General features: G+C 72.1%; 17 protein-coding genes. 9 read left to right on the top strand and 8 right to left on the bottom strand.

The genetic code is table 11. From position 1 onward, the window contains the following. Nucleotides 1-75: 75 nt before the first annotated feature. Both sucD and sucC read right to left on the bottom strand, forming a co-directional pair. Nucleotides 76-963 carry a succinate--CoA ligase subunit alpha gene (gene sucD, locus QCD68_RS13000; protein WP_111073870.1) on the bottom strand — a complete coding sequence of 296 codons (888 nt, stop codon included), beginning with the start codon at nt 961-963 and terminating at the stop codon, nt 76-78. An 11-nt stretch (nt 964-974) separates the two neighbouring features. Continuing rightward, nucleotides 975-2,144, bottom strand: coding sequence for an ADP-forming succinate--CoA ligase subunit beta (gene sucC, locus QCD68_RS12995; protein ID WP_111073871.1), 1,170 nt, complete (start codon nt 2,142-2,144; stop codon nt 975-977). A gap of 255 nt (nt 2,145-2,399) precedes the next feature. Between sucC and QCD68_RS12990 the strand changes: the two genes are divergently transcribed. From QCD68_RS12990 to QCD68_RS12960, 7 genes are all read left to right on the top strand, one after another. Next, entirely contained in the window at nt 2,400-4,031 is a 1,632-nt protein-coding gene (locus QCD68_RS12990; protein ID WP_301223297.1) for a RecQ family ATP-dependent DNA helicase, read from the top strand. A gap of 365 nt (nt 4,032-4,396) precedes the next feature. After that, a complete protein-coding gene (locus QCD68_RS12985) occupies nt 4,397-4,702 on the top strand; it encodes a hypothetical protein (protein ID WP_221850165.1) in 306 nt (101 codons plus the stop codon). A gap of 56 nt (nt 4,703-4,758) precedes the next feature. After that, nucleotides 4,759-5,604 (top strand): oxygenase MpaB family protein, encoded by an 846-nt coding sequence (locus QCD68_RS12980; RefSeq protein WP_301223296.1) that lies wholly within the window; start codon nt 4,759-4,761, stop codon nt 5,602-5,604. A gap of 55 nt (nt 5,605-5,659) precedes the next feature. Next, nucleotides 5,660-6,535, top strand: coding sequence for a ribose-phosphate pyrophosphokinase (locus QCD68_RS12975; protein ID WP_301223295.1), 876 nt, complete (start codon nt 5,660-5,662; stop codon nt 6,533-6,535). After that, nucleotides 6,532-8,148 (top strand): nicotinate phosphoribosyltransferase, encoded by a 1,617-nt coding sequence (locus QCD68_RS12970; protein ID WP_301223294.1) that lies wholly within the window; start codon nt 6,532-6,534, stop codon nt 8,146-8,148. The genes QCD68_RS12975 and QCD68_RS12970 overlap by 4 nt, the downstream gene beginning before the upstream one ends. Next, complete coding sequence (locus tag QCD68_RS12965) at nt 8,145-8,849, top strand: NUDIX domain-containing protein (protein ID WP_301223293.1); 705 nt, start codon at nt 8,145-8,147, stop codon at nt 8,847-8,849. The genes QCD68_RS12970 and QCD68_RS12965 overlap by 4 nt, the downstream gene beginning before the upstream one ends. 18 nt (nt 8,850-8,867) lie before the next feature. Then, nucleotides 8,868-9,503 (top strand): pyridoxine/pyridoxamine 5'-phosphate oxidase, encoded by a 636-nt coding sequence (locus QCD68_RS12960; protein WP_301223292.1) that lies wholly within the window; start codon nt 8,868-8,870, stop codon nt 9,501-9,503. Between the two features lie 51 nt (nt 9,504-9,554). Here QCD68_RS12960 and QCD68_RS12955 read toward each other — a convergent pair whose 3' ends face one another. From QCD68_RS12955 to QCD68_RS12945, 3 genes are read right to left on the bottom strand one after another with little or no spacing between them, the layout of a single operon-like run. Beyond that, complete coding sequence (locus QCD68_RS12955; protein ID WP_301223291.1) at nt 9,555-11,879, bottom strand: GNAT family N-acetyltransferase; 2,325 nt, start codon at nt 11,877-11,879, stop codon at nt 9,555-9,557. After that, a complete protein-coding gene (locus QCD68_RS12950; RefSeq protein WP_301223290.1) occupies nt 11,876-13,210 on the bottom strand; it encodes a lysine N(6)-hydroxylase/L-ornithine N(5)-oxygenase family protein in 1,335 nt (444 codons plus the stop codon). The genes QCD68_RS12955 and QCD68_RS12950 overlap by 4 nt, the downstream gene beginning before the upstream one ends. Further along, nucleotides 13,207-14,688 carry a pyridoxal phosphate-dependent decarboxylase family protein gene (locus QCD68_RS12945; protein ID WP_441005187.1) on the bottom strand — a complete coding sequence of 494 codons (1,482 nt, stop codon included), beginning with the start codon at nt 14,686-14,688 and terminating at the stop codon, nt 13,207-13,209. Before QCD68_RS12945 ends, QCD68_RS12950 begins: the two co-directional genes overlap by 4 nt. Before the next feature lie 139 nt (nt 14,689-14,827). Here QCD68_RS12945 and QCD68_RS12940 point away from each other — a divergent pair, with 139 nt between their 5' ends. Next, the gene (locus QCD68_RS12940; RefSeq protein ID WP_301223289.1) at nt 14,828-15,322 is read left to right on the top strand and encodes a GNAT family N-acetyltransferase; all 495 of its coding nucleotides are present in this window, start codon (nt 14,828-14,830) and stop codon (nt 15,320-15,322) included. Between the two features lie 62 nt (nt 15,323-15,384). On the opposite strand, the gene QCD68_RS12935 is transcribed toward QCD68_RS12940, so the two are convergent. From QCD68_RS12935 to QCD68_RS12925, 3 genes are all read right to left on the bottom strand, one after another. After that, nucleotides 15,385-17,331: a LamG-like jellyroll fold domain-containing protein gene (locus tag QCD68_RS12935; protein WP_301223288.1), complete on the bottom strand. Its 1,947-nt coding sequence runs from the start codon at nt 17,329-17,331 to the stop codon at nt 15,385-15,387. A 99-nt stretch (nt 17,332-17,430) separates the two neighbouring features. Next, nucleotides 17,431-19,908 (bottom strand): ATP-dependent helicase, encoded by a 2,478-nt coding sequence (locus QCD68_RS12930; protein ID WP_301223287.1) that lies wholly within the window; start codon nt 19,906-19,908, stop codon nt 17,431-17,433. A gap of 36 nt (nt 19,909-19,944) precedes the next feature. Continuing rightward, nucleotides 19,945-20,967, bottom strand: coding sequence for a glycerophosphodiester phosphodiesterase family protein (locus QCD68_RS12925; RefSeq protein ID WP_301223286.1), 1,023 nt, complete (start codon nt 20,965-20,967; stop codon nt 19,945-19,947). A 299-nt stretch (nt 20,968-21,266) separates the two neighbouring features. Here QCD68_RS12925 and QCD68_RS12920 point away from each other — a divergent pair, with 299 nt between their 5' ends. Beyond that, the gene (locus QCD68_RS12920; RefSeq protein WP_301223285.1) at nt 21,267-22,184 is read left to right on the top strand and encodes a Bax inhibitor-1/YccA family protein; all 918 of its coding nucleotides are present in this window, start codon (nt 21,267-21,269) and stop codon (nt 22,182-22,184) included. The last annotated feature ends 231 nt before the right edge of the window (nt 22,185-22,415 follow it).

The following is a 22,415-nucleotide window of genomic DNA, read 5'->3' as shown; positions in this document are numbered from 1 at the left end:
ACGACGCCATACGAGATTATTGCGTTCGTCTCGTGGGCTCGGTGATGTGTATAAGAGACTGGTGGGGGCCTGCGACTACTTCGCCGCGACGACCTCGCGCAGCAGCGCCGCGGTCTCGGACGGGGTCTTGCCGACCTTGACGCCCGCGGCCTCGAGCGCCTGCTTCTTCGCCTCGGCCGTGCCGGCGGAACCGGAGACGATCGCGCCGGCGTGGCCCATCGTCTTGCCCTCCGGCGCGGTGAAGCCCGCGACGTAGCCGACGACCGGCTTCGTGACGTGCGCCTTGATGTAGTCGGCGGCACGTTCTTCGGCGTCACCACCGATCTCACCGATCATCACGATGGCCTCGGTCTCGGGGTCGGCCTCGAACGCGGCGAGCGCGTCGATGTGCGTCGTCCCGATGACCGGGTCGCCGCCGATGCCGATGGCGGTCGAGAAGCCCAGGTCACGCAGTTCGTACATCATCTGGTAGGTCAGGGTGCCGGACTTCGACACGAGACCGATCGGGCCCTTGCCGGTGATCGTCGCCGGGGTGATGCCGACGAGCGACTCCCCCGGGGTGATGATGCCCGGGCAGTTCGGGCCGATGATCCGGGTCTTCGCGCCGAGGGCCTTGGCGTGTGCCCAGAACTCGGCGGAGTCCTGCACCGGGATGCCCTCGGTGATGACGACGACGAGGGGGATCTCGGCGTCGATGGCCTCCATCACGGCGTCCTTCGCGAACGCCGGCGGGACGAAGACGATCGAGACGTCGGCACCGGTGGTGTCGATGGCTTCACGCACCGAGCCGAAGACGGGCAGCTCGACGTCGCCGTGGGTGACGGTCGTGCCGGCCTTGCGTGCGTTGACACCGCCGACGACCTGCGTGCCGGCCTTGAGCATGAGGGCGGTGTGCTTCGTGCCCTCACCACCCGTGATGCCCTGGACGATGACCTTGGAGTCCTTGTTGAGGAAGATCGACATGGTCAGTCCCTTCAGGCCGCTGCGGCGGCGAGTTCGGCGGCCTTCTCGGCCGCGTCGTCCATGGTCGCGGCGACGGTGACCAGCGGGTGTGCTGCCTCCGCCAGGATCCGTCGGCCCTCTTCCACGTTGTTGCCGTCCAGGCGGACGACGAGCGGCTTGGTGGCCGCGTCGCCGAGGATGCCCAGTGCGGCGACGATGCCGTTCGCGACGGCGTCGCAGGCGGTGATGCCGCCGAAGACGTTCACGAAGACGCTCTTCACCTGCGGGTCGCCGAGGATGACGTCGAGGCCGTTGGCCATGACCTCTGCCGAGGCGCCGCCACCGATGTCGAGGAAGTTGGCGGGCTTCACGCCGCCGTGGCGCTCACCGGCGTAGGCGACGACGTCGAGCGTCGACATGACGAGCCCGGCGCCGTTGCCGATGACGCCGACCTGGCCGTCGAGCTTGACGTAGTTCAGGCCGTGGGCCTTCGCCTTGGCCTCGAGCGGGTCTTCGCTCGCGGTGTCCTCGAGTGCACCGTGCCCCTCGTGGCGGAAGTCGGCGTTCTCGTCGAGGGTGACCTTGCCGTCGAGCGCCAGGATCTGGCCGTCGCCGGTGCGGACGAGGGGGTTGACCTCGACCAGGGTGGCGTCCTCGCCTGCGAAGACGTCGTAGAGCTTCACGAAGACGCCGGCGACCTGCTCGACGAGTTCGTCCGGGAACCCGGCCTGGCGCGCGATCGCCTCGCCCGCCTCCTGGTTGATGCCGGTCAGCGGGTTCACCTCGACCCGGGCGAGCGCCTCGGGCTTCTCGACCGCGAGCTGCTCGATCTCCATGCCGCCCTCGACACTGACGAGCGACAGGTACGAGCGGTTGGCCCGGTCGAGCAGCACCGAGAAGTAGAACTCCTCGGCGATGTCGGCACCCTGGGCGACCATCACACGCTGGACGGTGTGGCCCTTGATGTCGAGGCCGAGGATCGCCTGCGCATGCGCGAACGCCTCGTCCGGGGTCTTCGCGACCTTGACGCCGCCCGCCTTGCCGCGGCCGCCGACCTTCACCTGCGCCTTGACGACGACCACGCCGCCGATCTGCTCGGCTGCGGCCTTCGCCTGCTCTGGGGTGTCGGCGATGATGCCCTGCAGCACAGGGACGCCGTAGGACTCGAAGAGGTCCCTGGCCTGGTACTCGAAAAGATCCACGCTGTTCTTCTTCCCGCACGGTTCGTGCGATCGGCATCGGTCATCGGGTCGCAGCACTCTCCATCGAGGGTCGCTCGATGTCGAGACAACGGCCGCGTCCGAGCCTAGCGCCGGCAGGTGGACGGACGGTTCCGCCGCCGGCAACCTGTGGAGAACCGCCGGGACGACCGCCGAGACGAGCGGGGTACAGATCGCTCGTCCGCGGTGCGCAGTCCCCGAACGGCCCGCCAGCGCAGCGCGGGCACGGTCGATCAGGTGCAGAACGAACTCCGTACCCGTGCCGCCGACGTCTTCGGTTGGGAACTCCGCGACGCCCAGCAGACCGTGGTCGACGCGGTCCTCGCCGGACGCGACGCCATCGCCCTGATGCCGACCGGCTCGGGCAAGTCCGCGATCTACCAGGTCGCCGCCCTCGCCCTCGACGGCCCCGTCGTCGTGGTCTCGCCGCTCGTGGCCCTGCAGGAGGACCAGGTCGTCGGCATCGAGGACCACCCGGACGCACCGCGTGCCGTGACCATCAACGCCACCCGGGCACACCGGGAGCTCGACGACGCGTGGCAGGCCGTCGCGTCCGGTGAGGCCCGTTACGTCTTCCTCGCACCGGAGCAGCTCGCCAAGGACGAGGTCGTGGACCGGCTGCGCGAGGCCGGTGTCGCCCTGGTCACCGTCGACGAGGCGCACTGCGTCTCCAGCTGGGGCCACGACTTCCGCCCGGACTACCTGGTCCTCGGAGAGGTCGTCGAACGCCTCGGCCGCCCGCCGGTCCTGGCGATGACCGCGACCGGTTCGACCCCGGTCCGCACCGAGATCGTCGAGCGGCTCGGCATGCGCGACCCGCTCGTCGTGGCCACCGGGTTCGACCGGCCGAACCTGCGTTTCGAGGTGCAGCGCCACACCGACGAGGTGGCGAAGCGCGAGGCGGTCGTCGAGCAGGTCGTGGGGCTCGAGGGCGCGGGCATCGTCTACGTCGCCACCCGGGCCGAGACCCTCGTCTACGCCGACGAACTCGTCGAGAGCGGCCGTCGTGCGAAGGCGTACCACGCGGGTCTCCGGGTGCGGGACCGGGAGCACGTGCACCACGAGTTCCTGGACGGCGAACTGGACGTCGTCGTCGCCACGAGTGCGTTCGGCATGGGCATCGACAAGCCCGACGTCCGCTTCGTCGTGCACGCCGACGTGCCCGAGTCCGTCGACGCCTACTACCAGGAGGTCGGCCGGGCCGGTCGGGACGGCGACGTCGGACTCGCCACCCTGCACTACCGGTCCGAGGACCTCGGGCTCCGCCGGTTCTTCGCGTCCGGGTCGCCCCGTCCGGCGTCGCTCCGCGCGGTGTTCGACGCGGTGCCCGCCGCCGGCACGCTCGCCCGCTCCGAGGTCGCCGAGCGGGCCGGGCTCGCCGCCCGCACCGCCGGCCGCGTGGTGAACACGCTGGTGGACGCCGGCGCGTTGATCGACGATCGTGACGGCCTGCGTCGCGCCCCGGACGGCCCCGCCGACGCCGTCGCCGCGGCCGAACTCGCCAAGCGGCACGCGAAGGAACGGGAGCGCGTCGAGGAGTCCCGCATCGAGATGATGCGGCGCTTCGCCGAGACGACCGGCTGTCGTCGGCAGTTCCTGCTCGGCTACTTCGGCGACGAACTGCCCGAGCCGTGCGGCAACTGCGACACCTGCTCCGCCGGCACCGCCACCGACGCGGACGCCCACGGCGCCGACGGGTCGCACGACACCGAGTGGCCGCCGGACGCGCCGGTCGAGCACGCCGAGTGGGGTCGCGGCACCGTGATGAGCACCGAGGACGACCGGCTGACGGTGTTCTTCGAGTCCGCCGGCTACCGCACGCTCGCCCTGCAGGACGTCACCGAACGGCACCTGCTCGAGCGGGTCTGAACCGACTCCGCGAGCGCGTCCGTGCGCGACTCCGGCGGGTCTGGCGGGTCTGGCGGGTGTGGAGGGGGAAGGCGCGGTCGCTCGACCACCCGTCGGCGACCGCGCTCCACTCCCCCGAGCACGTGCAGTAGACACCGGGAGGGTGACCCGTCGGTGACCACCGGGTGAACGGTGCGCGAACCGGCCACGATCGGCAGCGCCGGGGCCCGGCGGTGCGCTCCACGGCCCGCCGCCACCCGGCACGTCCCCCGGGCTCCGCGCGCACTCCCACCGGCACCCGGGTACCAAGGACCGGTGGGCGGGTGCACACCGCACACCGCGGGACCGCCCACCACGCACCACCACGACGACCGACAGGAGCGACCATGTCCGACCCCGGAACCACCCCAGGCGACGCGTTCAGCGACGGCGTCAGCGACTCCGACGACCAGGGCCGCGCCGACGACGTCGACCGCGAGTACGTCGGCGGCTTCGAGGCCGACGACGCCGAAGAGGCACTCGAGACCGTGACGAACGACGCCGTCGCCGGCGAGACCGTCGAGCCGCAGCTCGGCGACGGCACCGACGACGGCCCCACCGGTGGCGCACCGAACGAGGGGTCGCCGGACATGTGGGAGCACGGCGACGACCGTCCCGACCTCGGTGGCGACCTGGGCACGAAGCCGCTCTGAACCGATCGGACGAAGCAGAGCCGATCCGACGACACCGGCTGATCGGAGCACCGACCGTGACCGACCGACGGACGGGAGGCTCGGCGCGCGACGTGCGCCGGGCCTCCCGTCCGTCCCCGGGTCACCCCCACGGCGACCGCGACCCGGCGCTCCGCCGGTTCCTCGCCGACAGCACGCCCGTCGCGGCCGGCGGCCGCGCGATCCTGCTGCAGATCGCGGACCCGGTGGTGGCAGCCGGGGTGCGCCGCCACTCGGACTTCGCGCGCCGACCGCAGCAGCGCCTGGCGCACACCCTGATGTACGTCTACGCCGTCGTGGTCGGGACGCCCGAGGACGCTGCCGTCGCGGCGTCGTTCGTGACGCACGCGCACCGACCGGTGACCGGCGCCGACGACTGCGACCGGCAGCTCTGGGTCGCGGCCACGCTCGTCGACTCCGCGCTCCGGGCGCACCGCCTGCTCGGCAGCACGGTCGACGACGAGCGGGCCGAGGACGTCCTCCGGGCGTACGCGCCGATCGCGACCGCGCTGCGGGTGCCGGCGGAGCGGTGGCCGGACTCGATGGCGGCCTTCGAGCGGTACTGGGCGTCGACGCTCGCGCAGCTCCGGGTCACCGACGACGCCCGCGGTGTGGTGCGCGACCTGCTGCACCCGCGGCACGCCCCGGCCTGGGTCCGCGCCGTGATGCCGGTCGTCCGGGTCGTCACGGTGGGGATGCTGCCGGCGCCGGTCCGGACGCAGTACGGCTTCCCGTGGGGCCCGCGGGAGGTCCGTCGCTTCCACCGGACCGTGACGGGGCTCCGGCTGCTCCGTGCCGTCCTGCCCGGGGCGCTGCTCCGTCTGCCGGGGCCGCTGCTCCTCCGTGCCATGCACCGGACCGCCCGGCGGTACGCCGCGGCCTGAACCCGATCCGACCAGTTTCTTGTCATAGCGACAAGAACAGTGCTACGGTCGGGTCATGGCAGTCGAACTCAGCACCCGGACCCGCTCCGGCCAGCCGACCACCCCGACGTTCACCACCATGCGGTTCCCCGCGGGTGAGGCACACGTCAAGGTCGCGGCCGGTCCCGACGAGTCGGCAGACGCCGCCGCCACCCAGATCCTGGCGACGGACCTCGTCGAGGTCGCGACGCTCCGCGGCACGAGCGGCGACGACCTCGTCATGCTCGGCATGTGGGCGGACGCGGTCCGGCAGCGCGGCTCCCGCTCCGTCGCCCTCGTGCCGTACCTGCCCGGCGCCCGCCAGGACCGCGGCCTGCCGTTCGGTGCGAAGGTCTACGCGGACATCCTCAACGGCTTCCACATCGACCAGGTGATCGCGTTCGACCCGCACTCGCCGGTCATCGTCGGTCTGATCGAGGACCTCACCGTCGTGGCGAGTGCCCGCATCGTCCGCGACGAGGTGGTCGGCGCACCCGGCACCGAGCAGGCCTACCAGGGCATCATCGCCCCGGACGCCGGCGCGGTCGCCCGGGCCACCGCGGCCGCCGACGCCTGCGGGCTGCCGGTGTACCGCGCCGAGAAGCACCGCAACCCGGACACCGGGAAGCTCGACGGCTTCACCTGCGAGCCGCTGCCCGACACCGGCCGGTTCCTCGTCGTCGACGACATCTGCGACGGCGGCGGCACCTTCATGGGCCTCGCGGGCAGCACCGGACTGCCGAAGGAGCGCCTGGGCCTCTGGGTCTCGCACGGCGTCTTCTCCGGCCGGGCCGCCCAGCTCGCCGACCACTTCGGCGAGATCGTCACCACCGACTCGTACCCCGCGCAGAACGCCATCGAGGGCCTGCGCACCGTCCCCCTGACCCCGTACCTCACCGAGGAGATCCGATGACGAACACGACGAGCACCACAAGCACGAGCACCACTGCCGGCCTCGAGCCGCGGATCACCACCGCCAGCCCGATCGCCCCGCTCCTGGCCGTCGACGGCTACAAGCACTCGCACCGGCAGCTCTACCCCGAGGGCACCACGCGGATCCTCATCAACTGGACGAACCGGTCGAACGCGCACATGCCGGAGTCGACGCACGCGGTCGTCTTCGGGCTGCAGGCCTTCATCCAGCGGTACCTGGTCGAGGCGTGGGCGCCGTTCTTCGCCGCCGACGAGGACCTGGTCTGCGACCTGTTCGAGCAGGCACTCGAGGGCTACTTCGGCCCGAACACCATCGGCAGCGACCACGTCCGCGCCCTGCACCGCCTCGGCTACCTTCCCCTCGAGATCCGCGCCCTGCCCGAGGGCACCCTCGCCCCGATCGGCGTCGCGACCCTGACCGTCGAGAACACCGTCGACGCGTTCTCGTGGCTGCCGAACTACATCGAGACCGCCCTGTCGGCGTCGATCTGGCACCCGTCCACGGTCGCCACGAAGGCGCTCGAGTACCGCGACCTGATGGAGGAGTGGGCCGAACGCACCGGGGCGGACCCGGCGAGCATCGACTTCGCCGCCCACGACTTCTCGTTCCGCGGGCAGACCAGCATCGAGTCCGCGGCAGCGTCCGGCGCCGGACACCTGCTCTCCTTCCTCGGCACCGACTCGATGCCGTCGCTCGACCACATCGCCCGCTACTACCCCGGCGACAACGGTTGGGTGGCGGCGAGCGTCCCGGCGACCGAGCACAGCGTGATGTGCGTCCGCGGTGCCGACGGCGAGCTCGAGACCTTCCGGCAGATCCTCGACGTGTACCCGACCGGGGTCGTCTCGGCGGTCAGCGACGGCTTCGACCTGTTCAAGGTGCTCACCGAGGTGCTGCCGCAGCTCGAGGACCGCATCATGGCGCGCGACGGCAAGCTCGTGATCCGCCCCGACTCCGGCGACCCGGTCGACATCGTCACCGGCACCGTGCACGGCGTCGACGAGGCCGAGCTCTCCGCCGCCGACCGCAGCGACGAGCAGAAGGGCGTCGTGGAACTGCTCGACGAGCTGTTCGGCCACACCGTCAACGAGCGCGGCTACAAGGTCCTCGACCAGCACATCGGCGTGATCTACGGCGACAGCATCACCCTCGACCGGGCGCGCCGCATCTACGAGCGCCTCGCCGCGAAGGGCTACGCCAGCGACAACGTGGTGCTCGGCATCGGGTCGTACACGTACCAGTTCATGACCCGTGACAACCTCGGCAGCGCGGTCAAGGCCACGTGGGCACTGGTGAACGGTGAGCCGGTCGACATCCAGAAGGACCCGAAGACCGGCAGCGGCAAGAAGAGCGCGAAGGGCCGCATCGCCCTGCACCGCGATGCGACCGGCGAGATCCGGCAGACCGACCAGGCCACGCCGGAGGACGAGGCGACCAGCCTGCTCCAGCCGGTGTGGGTCGACGGGCGGTTCACGGTCCTCCAGTCCTTCGCCGACGTCCGCGAGACCCTCCGTCGCGAACGGGCCGACCGCGCCGCCCGTCGCGCGGCTGCCGCCGGCACCGACACCGACCCGGTGGCGGCGACCGCGTGACCGGGGCCGCCCCGGCGGCGGTCCGCGACCAGCCGCTGATCGCCGTGGACGTCGTCCTCGTCGCGTTCGACGGCGCCGGTACTGGTGCGGGCGACACGGCGGGGCCGGGTGGTCTCCGGGTCGCCACCGCCCGGCGGCGGTACGAGCCGTTCGTCGGACGGGAGGCGCTGCCCGGCGTCCTGCTGGACGGTCCGGAACTCCTCGCCGACGGTGCGCGACGCGCCCTGCGGACCAAGACCGGGGTGGATGCGGCGGCGGTCCGGCACCTCGCCCAGGTCGGGGCGTTCGACGGCCCCGAGCGCGACCCGCGGAGCGCCGCGATCAGCATCGCGTTCCTCGCCGTGACCGCCGGGTCGACCGCCGTCGACGACGCCGTGCGGTGGCATGACGCGACGGACCTGCCGCTCGGGCTGCCGTTCGACCACGACCGGATCATCGCCGCGGCGCTCGACCACGCCCGGACCCGGCTCTGGTCGGACACACCGCTGACCCGGGCGCTGCTCGGCGAGCGGTTCACCACACCGGACGCGGCGCGGCTCGTCGTCGCCCTGACCGGGGTGACACCCGACGCGGGCAACCTCAACCGGGCGCTCCGGACGAACCCGGCACTGACCCGGCTCGACCCCGCGGTGGCACCGGTGACGCGGGCCGGCACCGGGCGGGCGGGTCGTCCCCCGGCAGCCTGGACGTGGACGGACTGAGCGCGGTTGAGTGGGGACATGTCTGCTTCGCTGTCCGGGGACGATTCCCTGCACCTGCCCGAGTTCGACGCGCCTCCGGCCTCGCCGCTCGACCTCGCGCGTCTCTGGCTCGACCAGGCCGGTGACCACGAGGTGTCCGAGCCGATGTCGATGACCCTCGCGACCGCCGGCGCCGACGGCCGGGTCAGCGCCCGGACCGTCGACGTCAAGCGGATCGAGGACCGCGGGCTGGTGTTCGGCACCTCGGCCGAGAGCCCCAAGGGCCGCCAGCTCGCCGAGAACCCGCACGCCGCACTGCAGGTCTACTGGCGCGAGACGATGCAGCAGCTGCGGTTCGAGGGTCGGGTCGTGCAGCTCTCCGACGAGGAGTCCGACGCCCTGTTCGCCGACCGCTCGCCGAAGTCCCGCGCCGCCACCGCGATCGCCGACCAGTCCGCCGTGCTCGAACCGCGGACGCTGCAGGACCTCATCGACGACGCCAACGAGCTGCTCGCGGAGTCCGACGACGACGTGCCCCGGCCGCCGCTGTGGGACGCCTGGCGCCTGGAGCCCGACACGGTCGAGTTCTGGCACGGCAGCCGTGACCGGATGCACCGCCGCCTGCAGTACGTGCACACCGACGGCACCTGGACGGCGACGCGGCTGCAGCCGTAGCCGCGCGGCGGTGACCCCGTCCGGCCGGGCGGGGTCACCGGCCTGGCCGCGTCAGCCGCGCCCGATCGGGTTCGGCATCTCCCCCGCCCGGATCAACGACGACGACTGGTCCGCCAGGTCGACCATCGTCAGGGTGTTCCGCAGCTGCAGCCGGTTCAGGCACGAGTGCGCGAACGACCGCACGCGGAGGTCCAGCGGCCGACGACGGTCCGGGTGTTCCGCCGCGTGCCGGTCGATGCACCCGCCGACGAGCTCCCAGAACGCCGACTCCGGCAGCACCCCGTCGTCGTCGAGCACCGCGGCGAGGAACCGCAGCACCCCGTCGAACACGTCGGTGTGGACGGCGAGCGCCGCCTCGGCGTCGTCCACCGGGTGCACGATCCGCCCGATCGACTCGGGCACCGGGCGGTCGTCGTGCACACCGAGGACCGCGACCTCCTCCCCGATGTCCTTCATGAACGCACCCGTCACCACCGCGTCGCGGACGACGAGCACCAGGTTCTCGCTGTGCGGCATGAACGCCAGGTCGTGCACGGTCAGGCAGTGCACGACGGGCCGCAGGTACGCGTCGAGGTACCGGCGGACCCACTCGGCGGGCTCGAGACCGGAGGCACGGACGAGTTCCGACGCCACCGCACGTCCGTCGGCGTCCCGGTGCAGCAGCGCCGCCATCGTCAGCAGGCGCTCCCCCGGCTCGGTCCGCGGTACCGGGCTCTCCCGCCAGAGCGCGGCGAGCATCTTCCGCTGCGGAGACGTCACGTCGACCCGGTGGTACGCGTCGCCGGTGTACCCGATGGCCGCGTGTTCCCGGAGCACCCGGAAGCCGGCCGCGCGCAGGGTGGGGTCGTCGGCGACGAGCTCGGCGACCCAGTCGTTCACGGCCGGGGTCGAGCGCATGTACGCCGGCGACATCCCGCGGAGGAACCCCATGTTCTGCACCGCCAACGCCGTCTTCACGTACGAGCGCTCCGGCCGGGACCGGTTGAACGTCGTCCGGATCGACTGCTGCGGCTGGTAGGTGTCCGGCCCCTCGCCGAGGTCCACCAGGTCCTGCCGGCCGAGGTCGGGCGCGAACGTCACGGCGATCCGGTGCTGCCACTGCCACGGGTGCACGGGCAACCAGACGTACTCGTCCGGGTCGAGGCCGCGCCGGCGCAGCGTCTGCCGGAAGCGTTCGACGGTCTCCGGGTCGAGCTCGGCCGCCCAGTGCTCGGCCTCGGTGCGGTCCGCGGCGAGCGCCAGGTGAGTGTGCGCACGACGGGCGGCGAGCCACCGGTAGCGCAGGCGTCCGCCGGACTCCGGGGCGTAGGCGCGGTACTCGTCCAGGCCGAACCCGATGCGGCCGTTCGCAGCGACGAACGCCGGGTGGCCCTCGGTCATCGCGGCCTCGACGTCCTGGAACCCGGCGACGACGTCCCCGTCGCGCCGTCCGCGGGCGAGCTGTGCGGCGGACGGACCCCCGCGGCGGTGCTTCGCGGCGGCACTGGCGAGGGTGGACGCGACCTCCTCCAGGTAGGTGCCGATCAGGGCGTCCGGGATCCCGAGGACGTCCCGGAGTTCCAGGACCAGGTCCTGCGCGTCGAGCGGGACCGGCTGGCCGTCCGACCCGGTGGTCCGGGTGAGCGATGGCTCGTCGATCGACCAGTGCTCGAGCGCGTGCCGTCGGGCGCGGAACCGGTACTGCGAGGCACCGGTGTCGAGCAGCCAGCCGTCCCCGTCCGGCCGCGGAGTGACGAGCCGTTCGTGGGTGAACTCGGCGATCGCCTTGGCGACGAGGTGCCGTTCGGCGACCGCCAGGTGCTCGGGTCGCAGGTGTGCGGCAGGGCCGTCGTCGTCCGGCTGCCCGATCCGCTCGGTGTCCAGGACCGAGAGCAGCGCCCGCTTGCCGTCGACGTCGACCTCCCGCAGCACCCGGAACCCCACCTCGGCGTTCTTCGCCTGCACGGCCGTGTTCCGGACGTCGGGTTCGACGACCACGCGACGGGCACCGAGGGCGTCCCGACAGTGCTCGACGACGGTCCGCATCACGGCGCTGGTCAGGCCGTGCACCCGGCCGTCCGCGGGCGGCGGTGCGACGAGCAGGTGCATGCCGACGTCGCCGGACCGCGCCGGCCAGACGTCGGTGAGCAGCACGAGTGCCGGGTCGTACGTCTCGGCGTAGGCACACGGGTGTCCGTCGCGGACGACGAGCCAGCCGTCCTGCGCCGGGTCCGCACGCACCGCCTGGAGGTACCCGCGCACCTCCGCCACGTCGGCCTGCTGCATGCCCCACCACGACGACGCCGGGTGCGCCAGCCAGGACTGCACCAGGGCGGCGTCCCGGTCCGGGTCCACCGGTTCGACGGACAGGAGGCCCGGGGCCGCGTCCGCGCTCATGCGGACGCCGCCTCGTGCCCGGCCCGCACCGAGGCGGGCAGGCCGAACTCCTGGAAGGCGATCCGGGCCTCCAGGCCGTAGACCTCGCGCCCCGTGACGGACCGGATGATCGAGGCGTTCCGCCACGCGCCCATGCCGAGGTCCGGCGCGGTCAGGCCGTGCGTGTGCTCCTCGGCGTTCTGCACCCAGATGCGGCCGCCGAGGGTGTCGACGTGGTGGTCGCGGGCGACGGCGAGCCGGCCTCGCGAGTCGCGCTGCACCAGGTGCTCGACCGGGTCGAGGAAGCGCGGCGGACGCGGCGTGTACCCGGTGGCGAGGACGACGCGGTCGACCTCGTGCTCGTACGTCTCGCCGAGCTGCTCGTGCCGGAGCGTCAGGCGGTACGTGCCACGATCGGCGTCCCAGACCGCGTCGGTGACGCTCGTCTCGGTGCGGAGGGTCGTCGGAACCGGGCCGCGGGCGCTGATCCGGTACAGGGTGTCGTAGACCTCGCTGACCAGGTCCGTGCTGATCCCCTTGTACAGGCTCCGCTGCTCGCGACCCAGGCGGTCACGGACGGGTTCGGGCAGGGCGTGGAAGTGGTCCGTGTACTCGGGGCTCGTCATCTCGAGCGTGAGCTTGGTGTCCTCCATCGTGAAGAACCGCGGCGACCGGGTGACCCAGTCGAGCCGGTACCCGCCCTCGCGGAGCCCCTCGAGGAGGTCCAGGTACACCTCGGCCGCCGACTGCCCGCTGCCGATCACGGCGATCGACCCGGCGTGCCGGAGCGCGTCGCGGTTCGGCAGGTAGTCGGCGGAGTGCACCACCGGCCCGGCCAGGCTGCGGAGGGCCGGGGGCACCGACGGCTCGGTGCCGACGCCGACGACGACGTGGCGCGCCCGACGGACCTCGGTGCCGGTGGCGGTCTCGGCGGACACCGTGAACAGGTCCGTCGCGGGGTCGTGCTCCACCGCGGTCACCCGGCGACCCCAGCGCAAGGTGTCGAGCCGGTCCGCGGCCCACCGGCAGTAGGCGTCGTACTCGGAGCGCAGGGGGTGGAAGTCCTCGCGGATGTAGAAGGGGTAGAGGCGGCCGGTCTCCTTGAGCCACGCCAGGAACGAGAACGGTGAGGTCGGGTCCGCCATCGTCACGAGGTCGGCGAGGAACGGCACCTGGATCGTCGCGCCGTCGAGCATCATGCCGTGGTGCCAGGCGAAGCCGTCGGCGGCGTCGAGGAACACCGCCTCGACCTCGTCGAGCGGGTCGGTGAGGCACGCGAGACCCAGGTTGAACGGGCCGATGCCGATCCCGATGACGTCATGGACGTGGTCGGGGGTCGTCGGGGTGCTCATCGGTTCGCTCCGGTCGTCGTGGTGGGGGCCGTCGCTCGGCGGAGGCCCTCGGCGGTCGCGACGACGTGGTCGAGCGACGCCTGCACCTGCTCGGGTGTCGTCGCCGGGTTGAGCAGCGTGAGCTTGTTGCACGGCCGTCCCGCGATCACGGTCTTGGCGATGAGCACCCGCCCCTCCGCCAGCAGCGCGGCCCGGAGCGGCGCCACCATCGCGTCGGCCTCGTCGTCGGTCACGCCGGCCGGCTGCCACCGGAACAGCACGGTGCTCAGTTGCGTCGGCGCGACGAGCTCCAGGTCCGGGTGCGCCTGTACCAGTGCGTGGGTCGCCTCGGCCAGGTCGATGACGGCGTCGAACGCGGTGCCGATGGCGTCCGCACCCGAGGCCCGGAGCGTCGCCCAGAGCTTCAGCGCGTCGAACCGCCGCGTGGTCTGCAGCGACTTGTCGACCTGGTTCGGTTCGGCCGCGTCCTCCGGGTTCAGGTAGTCGGCATGCCAGGAGGCGCGGCGCAGGTCCGCCGGGTCCCGCACGACGAGCACGCTCGACGACACCGGCTGGAAGAAGGACTTGTGCAGGTCCGCCGTGACACTCCGGGCACGCTCGATGCCGTCGAGCAGGTGCCGCCGGGTCGGCGAGACGAGCAGGCCGCAGCCGTAGGCGGCGTCGACGTGCAGCCAGACGCCCTCGAGGTCGCAGACGTCGGCGATCGGGGCGAGCGGGTCGATGACGCCGCGGTCGGTCGTGCCGGCGGTCGCGACGACGGCCATCGGGGTGCGGCCGGCGGCACGGGCGTCGGCGATCGCCTGCGCCAGTGCTGCGGGGAGCATCCGACCGGCGGGGTCGGTGGGGACGTCGATCACGGCGGCGTCGGGCAGGCCGAGCAGCCGGGCGGACTTCTTGACGCTGAAGTGGGTCTCGGCGGTGGCGAAGAGGGCGAGGGTGTCGAGGGTCGCCGAGGTTCCGGTCGCCGCGGTGTCGGTCGCCGCGGTGTCCGTCGCTGCTTCGCGGGCCAGCAGCAGTGCCTGCAGGTTCGACTGGGACCCACCCGAGGTGAAGACGCCGTCCCCGGCCGCGAAGCGGATCCGCCCGGCGAGCCAGTCGACCACGTGCCGCTCGATGTCGGTGCCGATGCGGGACTGGTCCCAGGTGTCGACCGACGGGTTGACGGCGGCCAGGACGGCCTCGGCCACGACCGCGGGCAGGGCGACCGGGCAGTTCAGGTGCGCGAGGTACCCGGGGGTGTGGAACCACACCGCTTCCTGCACGAAGAGCTCGTCGAGTTCGGCGAGCGCCCGGTCGGTGCCGATGGCCGGGGCGTCGAGGTCGATGGCCCGCACGCGGCGGTGCAGTTCGGCGGCCGGGGTGCTCGTGGTCGGCAGGTCGGCGGTGGCGATCCGGGCAGCGAGCCGGTCGACCGTCGCACCGACGGCCTCCCGGTAGTGCTGGGCAGAGTCGGGACTGATCATGTCGAGAGGTGTCACGTTAGGTGAGGCTAACCTTACCTCTGCTCCTTGTCACCCGTCCGAGGGGGTCGGGCGTGGCGGACGCGAGCAGCCCTCGACAGCGTGCGGCGGCGGGAGCGGTGGCGGTGGCGGTGGTGCGCGGCGGTAGCGTCGGACCATGCCGGCCGCACCACGCACCACCGTCCGTACCGCCGTCGACCAGGACGCCCCGGGGATCGCTGAGGTGCACGTGCAAGCGTGGCGAGAGGCCTACGCCCACCTGCTGCCCGCCGCGTTCCTCGCCTCGCTCGACCCCGTCGCACGGACCACCCGGTGGCGGCGCGTCCTGGCCGACCCCGACGTCACGGTCGCGGTCGCGGAGCAGGACGGCACCGTCGTGGGGTGGGCGACCGCGGGTCCCGGTCGCGACGAGCACCCCGTCCGCAGCCGTGAGCTCGAGGGCATCTACGTCCTGGCCGCCGCCTACGGGTCCGGGGCCGGTCAGATGCTCCTCGACGCGGTGCTCGGCGACGTGCCGGCGTACCTCTGGGTCGCGGACGACAACCCCCGCGCGCAGGCGTTCTACGCGCGCAACGGGTTCCGGCGCGACGGAGCGACGAAGACCGAGCACCTCGGCGACACCCCGCTCGTCGCGGCGCGCATGGTCCGCTGACGCAGGCGCCAGACAGGTTCAGCCGCCCGGGCCGGTCGGGACGACCCCGCTCGGGTGCCGTCTCAGGCGATCATGAACTCCCGCGGCTCCAGCGCCCGACCGACGATCCGCACGTCACCGATCGAGCCGACGAACACCTGGTCGAGCAGGCCGCCGTAGCGGTACCCGCCGAGCAGCCAGGGCTTGCCGACGGTGCTCAGCCCCCGGTTCCGAGTCGACGGGTTCCGCACCACGGGGCACCCGTCGACGTACAGCACGGTGTGGGTCCGGTCGTTCACCACGGCGACGTGCCACCACTGTCCGAGGGGCAGCTCGTGTCCCCAGTTCGTGAGCGACCCGTCCTGGCTCGCCGGGTAGACGCACCACTGCAGCTCGCGGTCGCCGGACAGGCTGAGCGTCACGGCGGGTTCGTCCGGGTCGCCGTCGCTCGAACGGGCCTTGCCGACCTGCCCCGCGCTCGAGTACTGGGACAGCAGCGCGCTGAACCCGTTCGCGCTCGGGTCGAACGTGGTCGGCAGCGAGAAGAAGGCCTCCACCGTGTACCCGTGGGCGAAGTGTTCGGCGTTGAGCGGTGCGGCGTCGACGGTCTGCAGGTGCTGACCGCCGGGCTTGCCGCCCTGCAGCACCAGGCTGCCGGCGCCCGGCTGGTCAGGGTGGTGTGCCGTCGACCAGCGCAGCGCTCCGGCGACCGCGCCGGGCCGCGCGGCGACCACCAGGTCGTTCCCGTGGCCGCTCTGGTCGCGCACCCGGCTGGACGACGCCAGCGTCGTGCCGTCGGCGTTGCCGTCGAACCGCCAGTACGCGAGCGTCCCCGCCACGAGCATGCGCGCCGCCGGACGGGAGGCCCGTGGTGCGACCGGCGCGAACCCCGCGAACCGTGCGTCGAAGTCGATGGCCATCGTGAACCGGTCGACGTCGCCGCTGAGTCGGAGCTCCTGCGCGGCCAGCTCGTTCGTGTCGTCGAGTCCGCCGCCGAGCAGGAACGGCGACAGCGTCTCGACGTCGATGACGTTCCGCTCGAGGTCGACGTGGTAGAGCCGGATCATCGCTGCGCCGCCGTAGTAGCGGTTCTGGTAGTTCGTCAGGTGCAGTGCGACGTCGTGCCCAGCCGCGTTCTGCTTCGTGGTGCGCCCCGGGCCCCAGTAGTGCCCGTTCAGGGTGAGGAACACCTGGTCGTGCTGCGCGATGAAGGCGTCCCAGAGCTGCTGCCCGTAGGCGTCGAACGCGGCACCTCCGGTCGGGTCCGAGTCGACGAGCGTGTGGGTGGTGAGGATCACCGGCGCATGCGGTCGGGCGGCGAGCACCGAGCTGGCCCAGGCGAGGCCGCCGACGCTGGTGTGCCAGTCGAGCGCCAGCACGACCCACTCGCGGCCGCCCGCCGTGAACCGGTGCGCGCTGTTGTACCCGTCCGGGCTCGACCCGATCCAGCTCGACGAGCGTCGGAACCGCTGCGGGCCGAACACGTCCAGGTACGGCGTCCGACCACGCTGGTCGTCCGTCGACGAGTCGATGTCGTGGTTGCCGGCGAGCACGCTGTACGGCGCCCCCGCCCGGTCGAGCACGTCGAAGACCGAGCCGGCCGCCTGCATCTCGGACGCCGCACCGTTCTGCGTCAGGTCGCCGAGGTGCACGAGGAACACCGTGTTGTGCCGGGACTGCTCGCGGACCACGTACTCGAGCGACGCACGCATCGGCGCCTCGTCCACCGCGGCGCCGTCGAACATGTACTGCGTGTCCGGCATCACCGCGACGGTGAAGCGGGGCGACGTGGTGTCCGGCTTCCAGCGCCCGGTGTGCCCGGTGTGCGCCGCGGATGCGACCGACTGCGCCGCGTGCGCTGCCGCACCGGGTACCGCCAGCGAGGTACCGGTCAGGGGCTCTGCGACGGCCGGCGCACTGCCGAGTCCGTTGACGGCGGCGAGGCCGGCGGCACCAGCCAGGCCCGAGCCGACGAGGAAGCCGCGGCGCGAGACCGGAGTGCGATCGGGGTCACGAGGAGTGTTCTGCACAGTCCCGGACGGTAGCCACCGGCGGGGAACACCTCGGGACCGCCCGGTGAACGCCAGGCGAGCCGGACCCGCCAGTCCGGTGGAGACCGGTGAGGACCCCTACAGCTTCTCGATCGGGGCGATCTTGATGAGGAGCTTCTTCCGCCCGGCGGTGTCGAACGCGATCTCGGCGATCCGCTTCGCGCCCTGGCCGGTCACCGCCGAGACGGTCCCCTGCCCGAAGTCGACGTGCGAGATCCGGTCGCCGGCGACGAGTTCCATGTCCCCGTTGTCGCGGACCTGCCCCGAGACGCGGTTCGCCCACTCGGTCTTCGGACGGGTCTTCGCCGCCGCAGCAGCGCGGTCGTAGGACCCGCCGCCCCAGCCGCCACCGCCGCGGTAGCCACCGCCACCGTTGCCGCCTGCGCCGCCGAACCCGCCGGCGCTGCCGCCGTCACGTCGGGCGTTGATCGCCCGGGGCTGCGTGCCACCGCGGCTGTTCGCCATGCCGGGCGACTGCTTCCACTCGATGAGGCCCTCGGGGATCTCCTGCAGGAAGCGCGACGGCATCGCCACGTTGACGTCACCGAACTGCGCCCGGGTCATCGCGAGCGACAGGAACAGGACCTTCTTGGCGCGGGTGATCCCGACGTAGAACAGGCGGCGCTCTTCCGAGGGCCCGCCCGGCTCGTTCGCGGACATCCGGTGCGGCAGCAGGTCCTCTTCGACACCGGTCAGGAACACGGCGTCGTACTCCAGGCCCTTCGCGGTGTGCAGGGTCATCAGGGACACCGTGCCGGACGAGTCGTCGAGCTCGTCGGCCGCGGCCACCAGCGAGACCTCGGTCAGGAAGTCGGACAGCGTGCCCTCGGGGTTGTTCTTCTGGAACTCCCGCGTCACGGCGACGAGCTCGTCGATGTTGTCCGCACGGGCGGCGTCCTGCGCGTCCGGCGACTTCCGGAGCTGTTCGAGCAGCCCCGACCCGTCGAGCAGCTGGGTCAGCGTGTCGACCACGGGCTGGTCTGCGGCCTTCGCGGAGACGTCGTCAAGCAACGCGGCGAACGAGGTGATCGCCGTCCGGACCTTGGGCCCGAAGCCGAGCTCGTCCGCGTGCCGCAGGGCTTCCCGCAGCGAGACCTCGTGGTCGTCGGCGTAGCGCTGCAAGCTGGTCTCGGTCACGGCGCCGATGCCGCGCTTCGGCACGTTCAGGATGCGCCGGAGCGACAGCGGGTCGGCCGGGTTCGCGACGGTGATCAGGTACGCCATGGCGTCCTTGATCTCGGCACGCTCGTAGAACTTCGTGCCACCGAGCACCCGGTACGGGATCGCGGCGCGGATGAAGATCTCCTCCAGCGCACGGGTCTGCGAGTTCGTCCGGTAGAACACCGCCATGTCGCGGTAGTCCATGCCGTCCTCGTGCAGACGCTGGATCTCGTCCGCGACGAACTGGGCTTCGTCATGGCCGGTGTACCCGGTGAAGCCGACGATCTTCTCGCCCGCGCCGACGTCGGTGAACAGGCTCTTCGCCTGACGGTCGAAGTTGTTCGCGATGACGGCGTTCGCGGCGTCGAGGATGTTCTGCGTCGAGCGGTAGTTCTGCTCGAGCAGGATGACCTTCGAGTTCGGGAAGTCCCGCTCGAACTCGACGATGTTGCGGATGTCCGCGCCACGGAAGGCGTAGATCGACTGGTCGGAGTCGCCGACCACGGTCAGGGACGCCGGGGCGATCGTGCCGTCGGTCTCGCGCATCCGGGCGACGTGCTGCCCGGAGTCCTCGAGCTTGTCGACCTGCTCGACCGGCACCGGCCGCGTGAGCTCGCGGATCAGGGAGTACTGCGCGTGGTTCGTGTCCTGGTACTCGTCGACCAGGATGTACCGGAACCGCCGCTGGTAGAGCGCCGCGACGTCCGGGAAGGCCCGGAACAGGAAGACCGTCTGCCCGATGAGGTCGTCGAAGTCGAACGCGTTCGCCCGGCGCAGGTCGTTCGTGTACCGACGGAACACCTCGGTGAACATGACCTCTTGCGGGTCGCTCGCGTTGATGTTGCGTGCGTAGGTGTCGATGTCCTGCAGCTCGTTCTTGAGCTTCGAGATCTTCGACGCCGCCGCACCGACGGTCAGCCCGAGGGTGTCCGCCTCGAGGTCCTTGATGATCCGCTTCAGCAGCGCCCGCGAGTCCGCCGAGTCGTAGATGGTGAACGACTGCGGGAACCCGAACCGTTCGGCTTCGCGCCGGAGGATCCGCACGCACGCCGAGTGGAACGTCGAGATCCACATGCCCTCGGCCGCCTGCCCGACGAGTGCCTGGACCCGCTCGCGCATCTCGGCCGCGGCCTTGTTCGTGAACGTGATCGCCAGGATCTGCGACGGCCAGGCTTCGCGGTTCGCCAGGAGCAGCGCGATGCGGCGGGTGAGCACGCTCGTCTTGCCCGAGCCGGCACCGGCGACGATGAGCAGGGACTCGCCGCGGTACTCGACGGCTTCCTTCTGCTGGGGGTTCAGGCCCGCGGTGAACGGGTCCTGGTAGGCGCGGTCACCGGCACCCGTGCCGTCGGTGCGGCCGGGCGTGGGGTCGGAGGGGTCGAGCACGATCGTCATGTCCGAGACAGTCTAGGCGCGACCCCCGACGTCCGATCAGGCCCGGTCGGACCGTTCCGCGGCGAGCGATCGGGCCCGCACCGCGAGGTCGGCGTGGTCCGCGAACACCCCGTCGACGCCCGTGCGGAGGACCGAGGTGAACCACCGTTCCCAGTCGCCGAGCGCCGCCAGCTCGCCGCCACGACGGAGCGCCGCGGGCAGGAACCGGTTCTCCGGCCGCAGCGTCCACGTGTAGACCGCCAGGCCGACCGCGTGCGCCCGGTCGACCATGTCACTCCGGACCGGCCCGGGGTCGTCGACGGCGCGGGTGTCGACGCCGGCCATCAGGGTCGGCAGGTCGACGCTGATGCCGTGGAACTCGGCCGCGAGCCGCGCGAGCGCCGCGTCCGTCCGCTCGGCGGCGTAGGTCGTGGCGGCGGAACCGTCGGCGGCGACCTCGTCCGCGGCCGCACCACGGGCCTCCTGGAGGTACACCAGCCGACCACCGGTCCCGTGTTCGGCGACCTGGCGGAGGACGCCCTTCTCGAACGACTCGACGGTCAGCCGGTCGTCGCCGCGCCAGCCGGCGGCGCCGAGAACGCCGTCGAGGAGCGAGGCCATCGGGAACCCCGCCGCCGCGAACGCACTGGCGTGCTTCACCTCGGCGACCAGGCCCACCGGTCGCGGGGCGGCGTCCAGGATCGCGAGCAGGTCCTCCAGGCGCAGGACCGTGTCCTCGCCGTCGTGCTGCCGGGAGGCGCGGCGCAGCTCCGGCAGGCGCTCACGGGTCCGCAGGGTGCGCACCTCGTCCCAGGTGAAGTCCTCGGTGAACCAGCCGGTGAGCCGGTGCCCGTCGATCGTCTTCGTGGTGCGGCGGTCGCGGAACTCCGGTCGGTCGGCGACGTCGGTCGTGCCGGAGACCTCGTTCTCGTGCCGGAGGACCAGGACCCCGTCCTTCGTCGGCACCAGGTCCGGCTCGATGGCGTCGGCGCCGAGCTCGATCGCGAGTTCGTAGGCACTGCGGGAGTGCTCGGGGCGGTACCCGGAGGCTCCGCGGTGGGCGATGACGAGCGGCTGCATGTCGGCGACGATACGGAGCGCGGGTGAACACGGTGTCCACCCACCCCGGCGTCGTCGCGGACGTTCAGCGAGCGTGCGGAGTTCCCACGGGGGACCGACAGCGACCGTCAATAGGCTAGCGCGCAGGAGCACGGACGCCGGTTCCGCTTCCCGCGGATCCCCAGCCATCGGACCCTGACGGCCCGTAGGCTGTGAGGACACGAAGGAACGGCACCGCCGCACTCCGTCACGAGCCCACGATCCGATGCCACCCGGGTACCGGATCCACGACTCCACACCAGAGGAAATCAGAGGACACCATGGCCTTCAAGCCCGGTTTCGACCAGTCCCCCGCCTTCAACGACGCGGGCCGGAACGCATGGGGCGCCGGCTCGAACGCACCGCAGGGCGCCTACCCGCAGCAGGGGTACCCGCAGCAGGGCGGCTACCCGCAGGCCCCGTCCGGCCAGACCGGCTGGGGTCAGGCGCCGCAGCAGCCCGGCATGTCGCCGGACCAGCTCCGTGACATGTACGACCGCCCCTCGGCCGACAAGGTCGACACCGGCCGTATGTCGTACGAGGACACGATCGTCAAGACGCTCCTGGCGTTCGGCGTGCTCATCGTCGGTTCGGTCGCCGGTTGGAACCTGCCGCCGGTCGTCTGGATCGTCGGCGCGATCGTCGGGTTCGTCCTCGCCCTGGTGAACACTTTCAAGAAGAAGCCGTCGCCGGCACTCGTGCTGGCGTACGCCTTCTTCGAGGGACTGTTCGTCGGTGGCATCTCGGCCATGTACAACACGATGTGGGACGGCATCGTCACGCAGGCGGTGTTCGGCACCCTCGGTGTCTTCGCCGTCACGCTGCTGCTGTTCTCGTCCGGCAAGGTCCGTGCGACGCCGAAGCTGACCCGGTTCTTCCTGGTCGCGATGGTCGGGTACATGGCGTTCTCGCTCGTCAACATCGTGCTGATGTTCACCGGTGTGACCCAGAGCGCCTTCGGCCTCCTCGGAGTCACGCTGTTCGGCATCCCGCTGGGCGTCCTGATCGGCATCTTCGTGGTGCTGATGGCGGCGTACTCGCTGATCCTCGACTTCGACCAGATCAAGACCGGTGTCGAGCGCGGTGCTCCCCGTGTCTACGCGTGGACGGCGGCCTTCGGGCTCATCGTCACGCTGGTCTGGCTCTACCTCGAGATCCTGCGCATCCTGGCGATCCTGGCGAGCAGCTCCCGCAACTAGCGTTCCCACCCCGAAGGGCCCCGGCTTCCGCCGGGGCCCTTCGTCGTGCGCGCCCGCCGGGTGCGGCGCGCCCCGAGCGGCGGGCGGCGGCGGCGGGCGGCGTGTGCCCGACTGGTCACAACACCACGCTCACCTCCGCCGCGCGGTGGGGGGGGGGGGGGGGGGCGGGCGCCCCCCGCCCCCCCGGGGGCCCGCCGCGGGGGGGGGGGGGGCGGGGGGGGGCGCGCGGCG

The sequence above is a fragment of the Curtobacterium sp. PsM8 genome (genome assembly GCF_030433875.1).
In the GTDB taxonomy this organism is placed as follows: domain Bacteria; phylum Actinomycetota; class Actinomycetes; order Actinomycetales; family Microbacteriaceae; genus Curtobacterium.
This window is presented reverse-complemented; position numbering and strand designations above follow the sequence as displayed.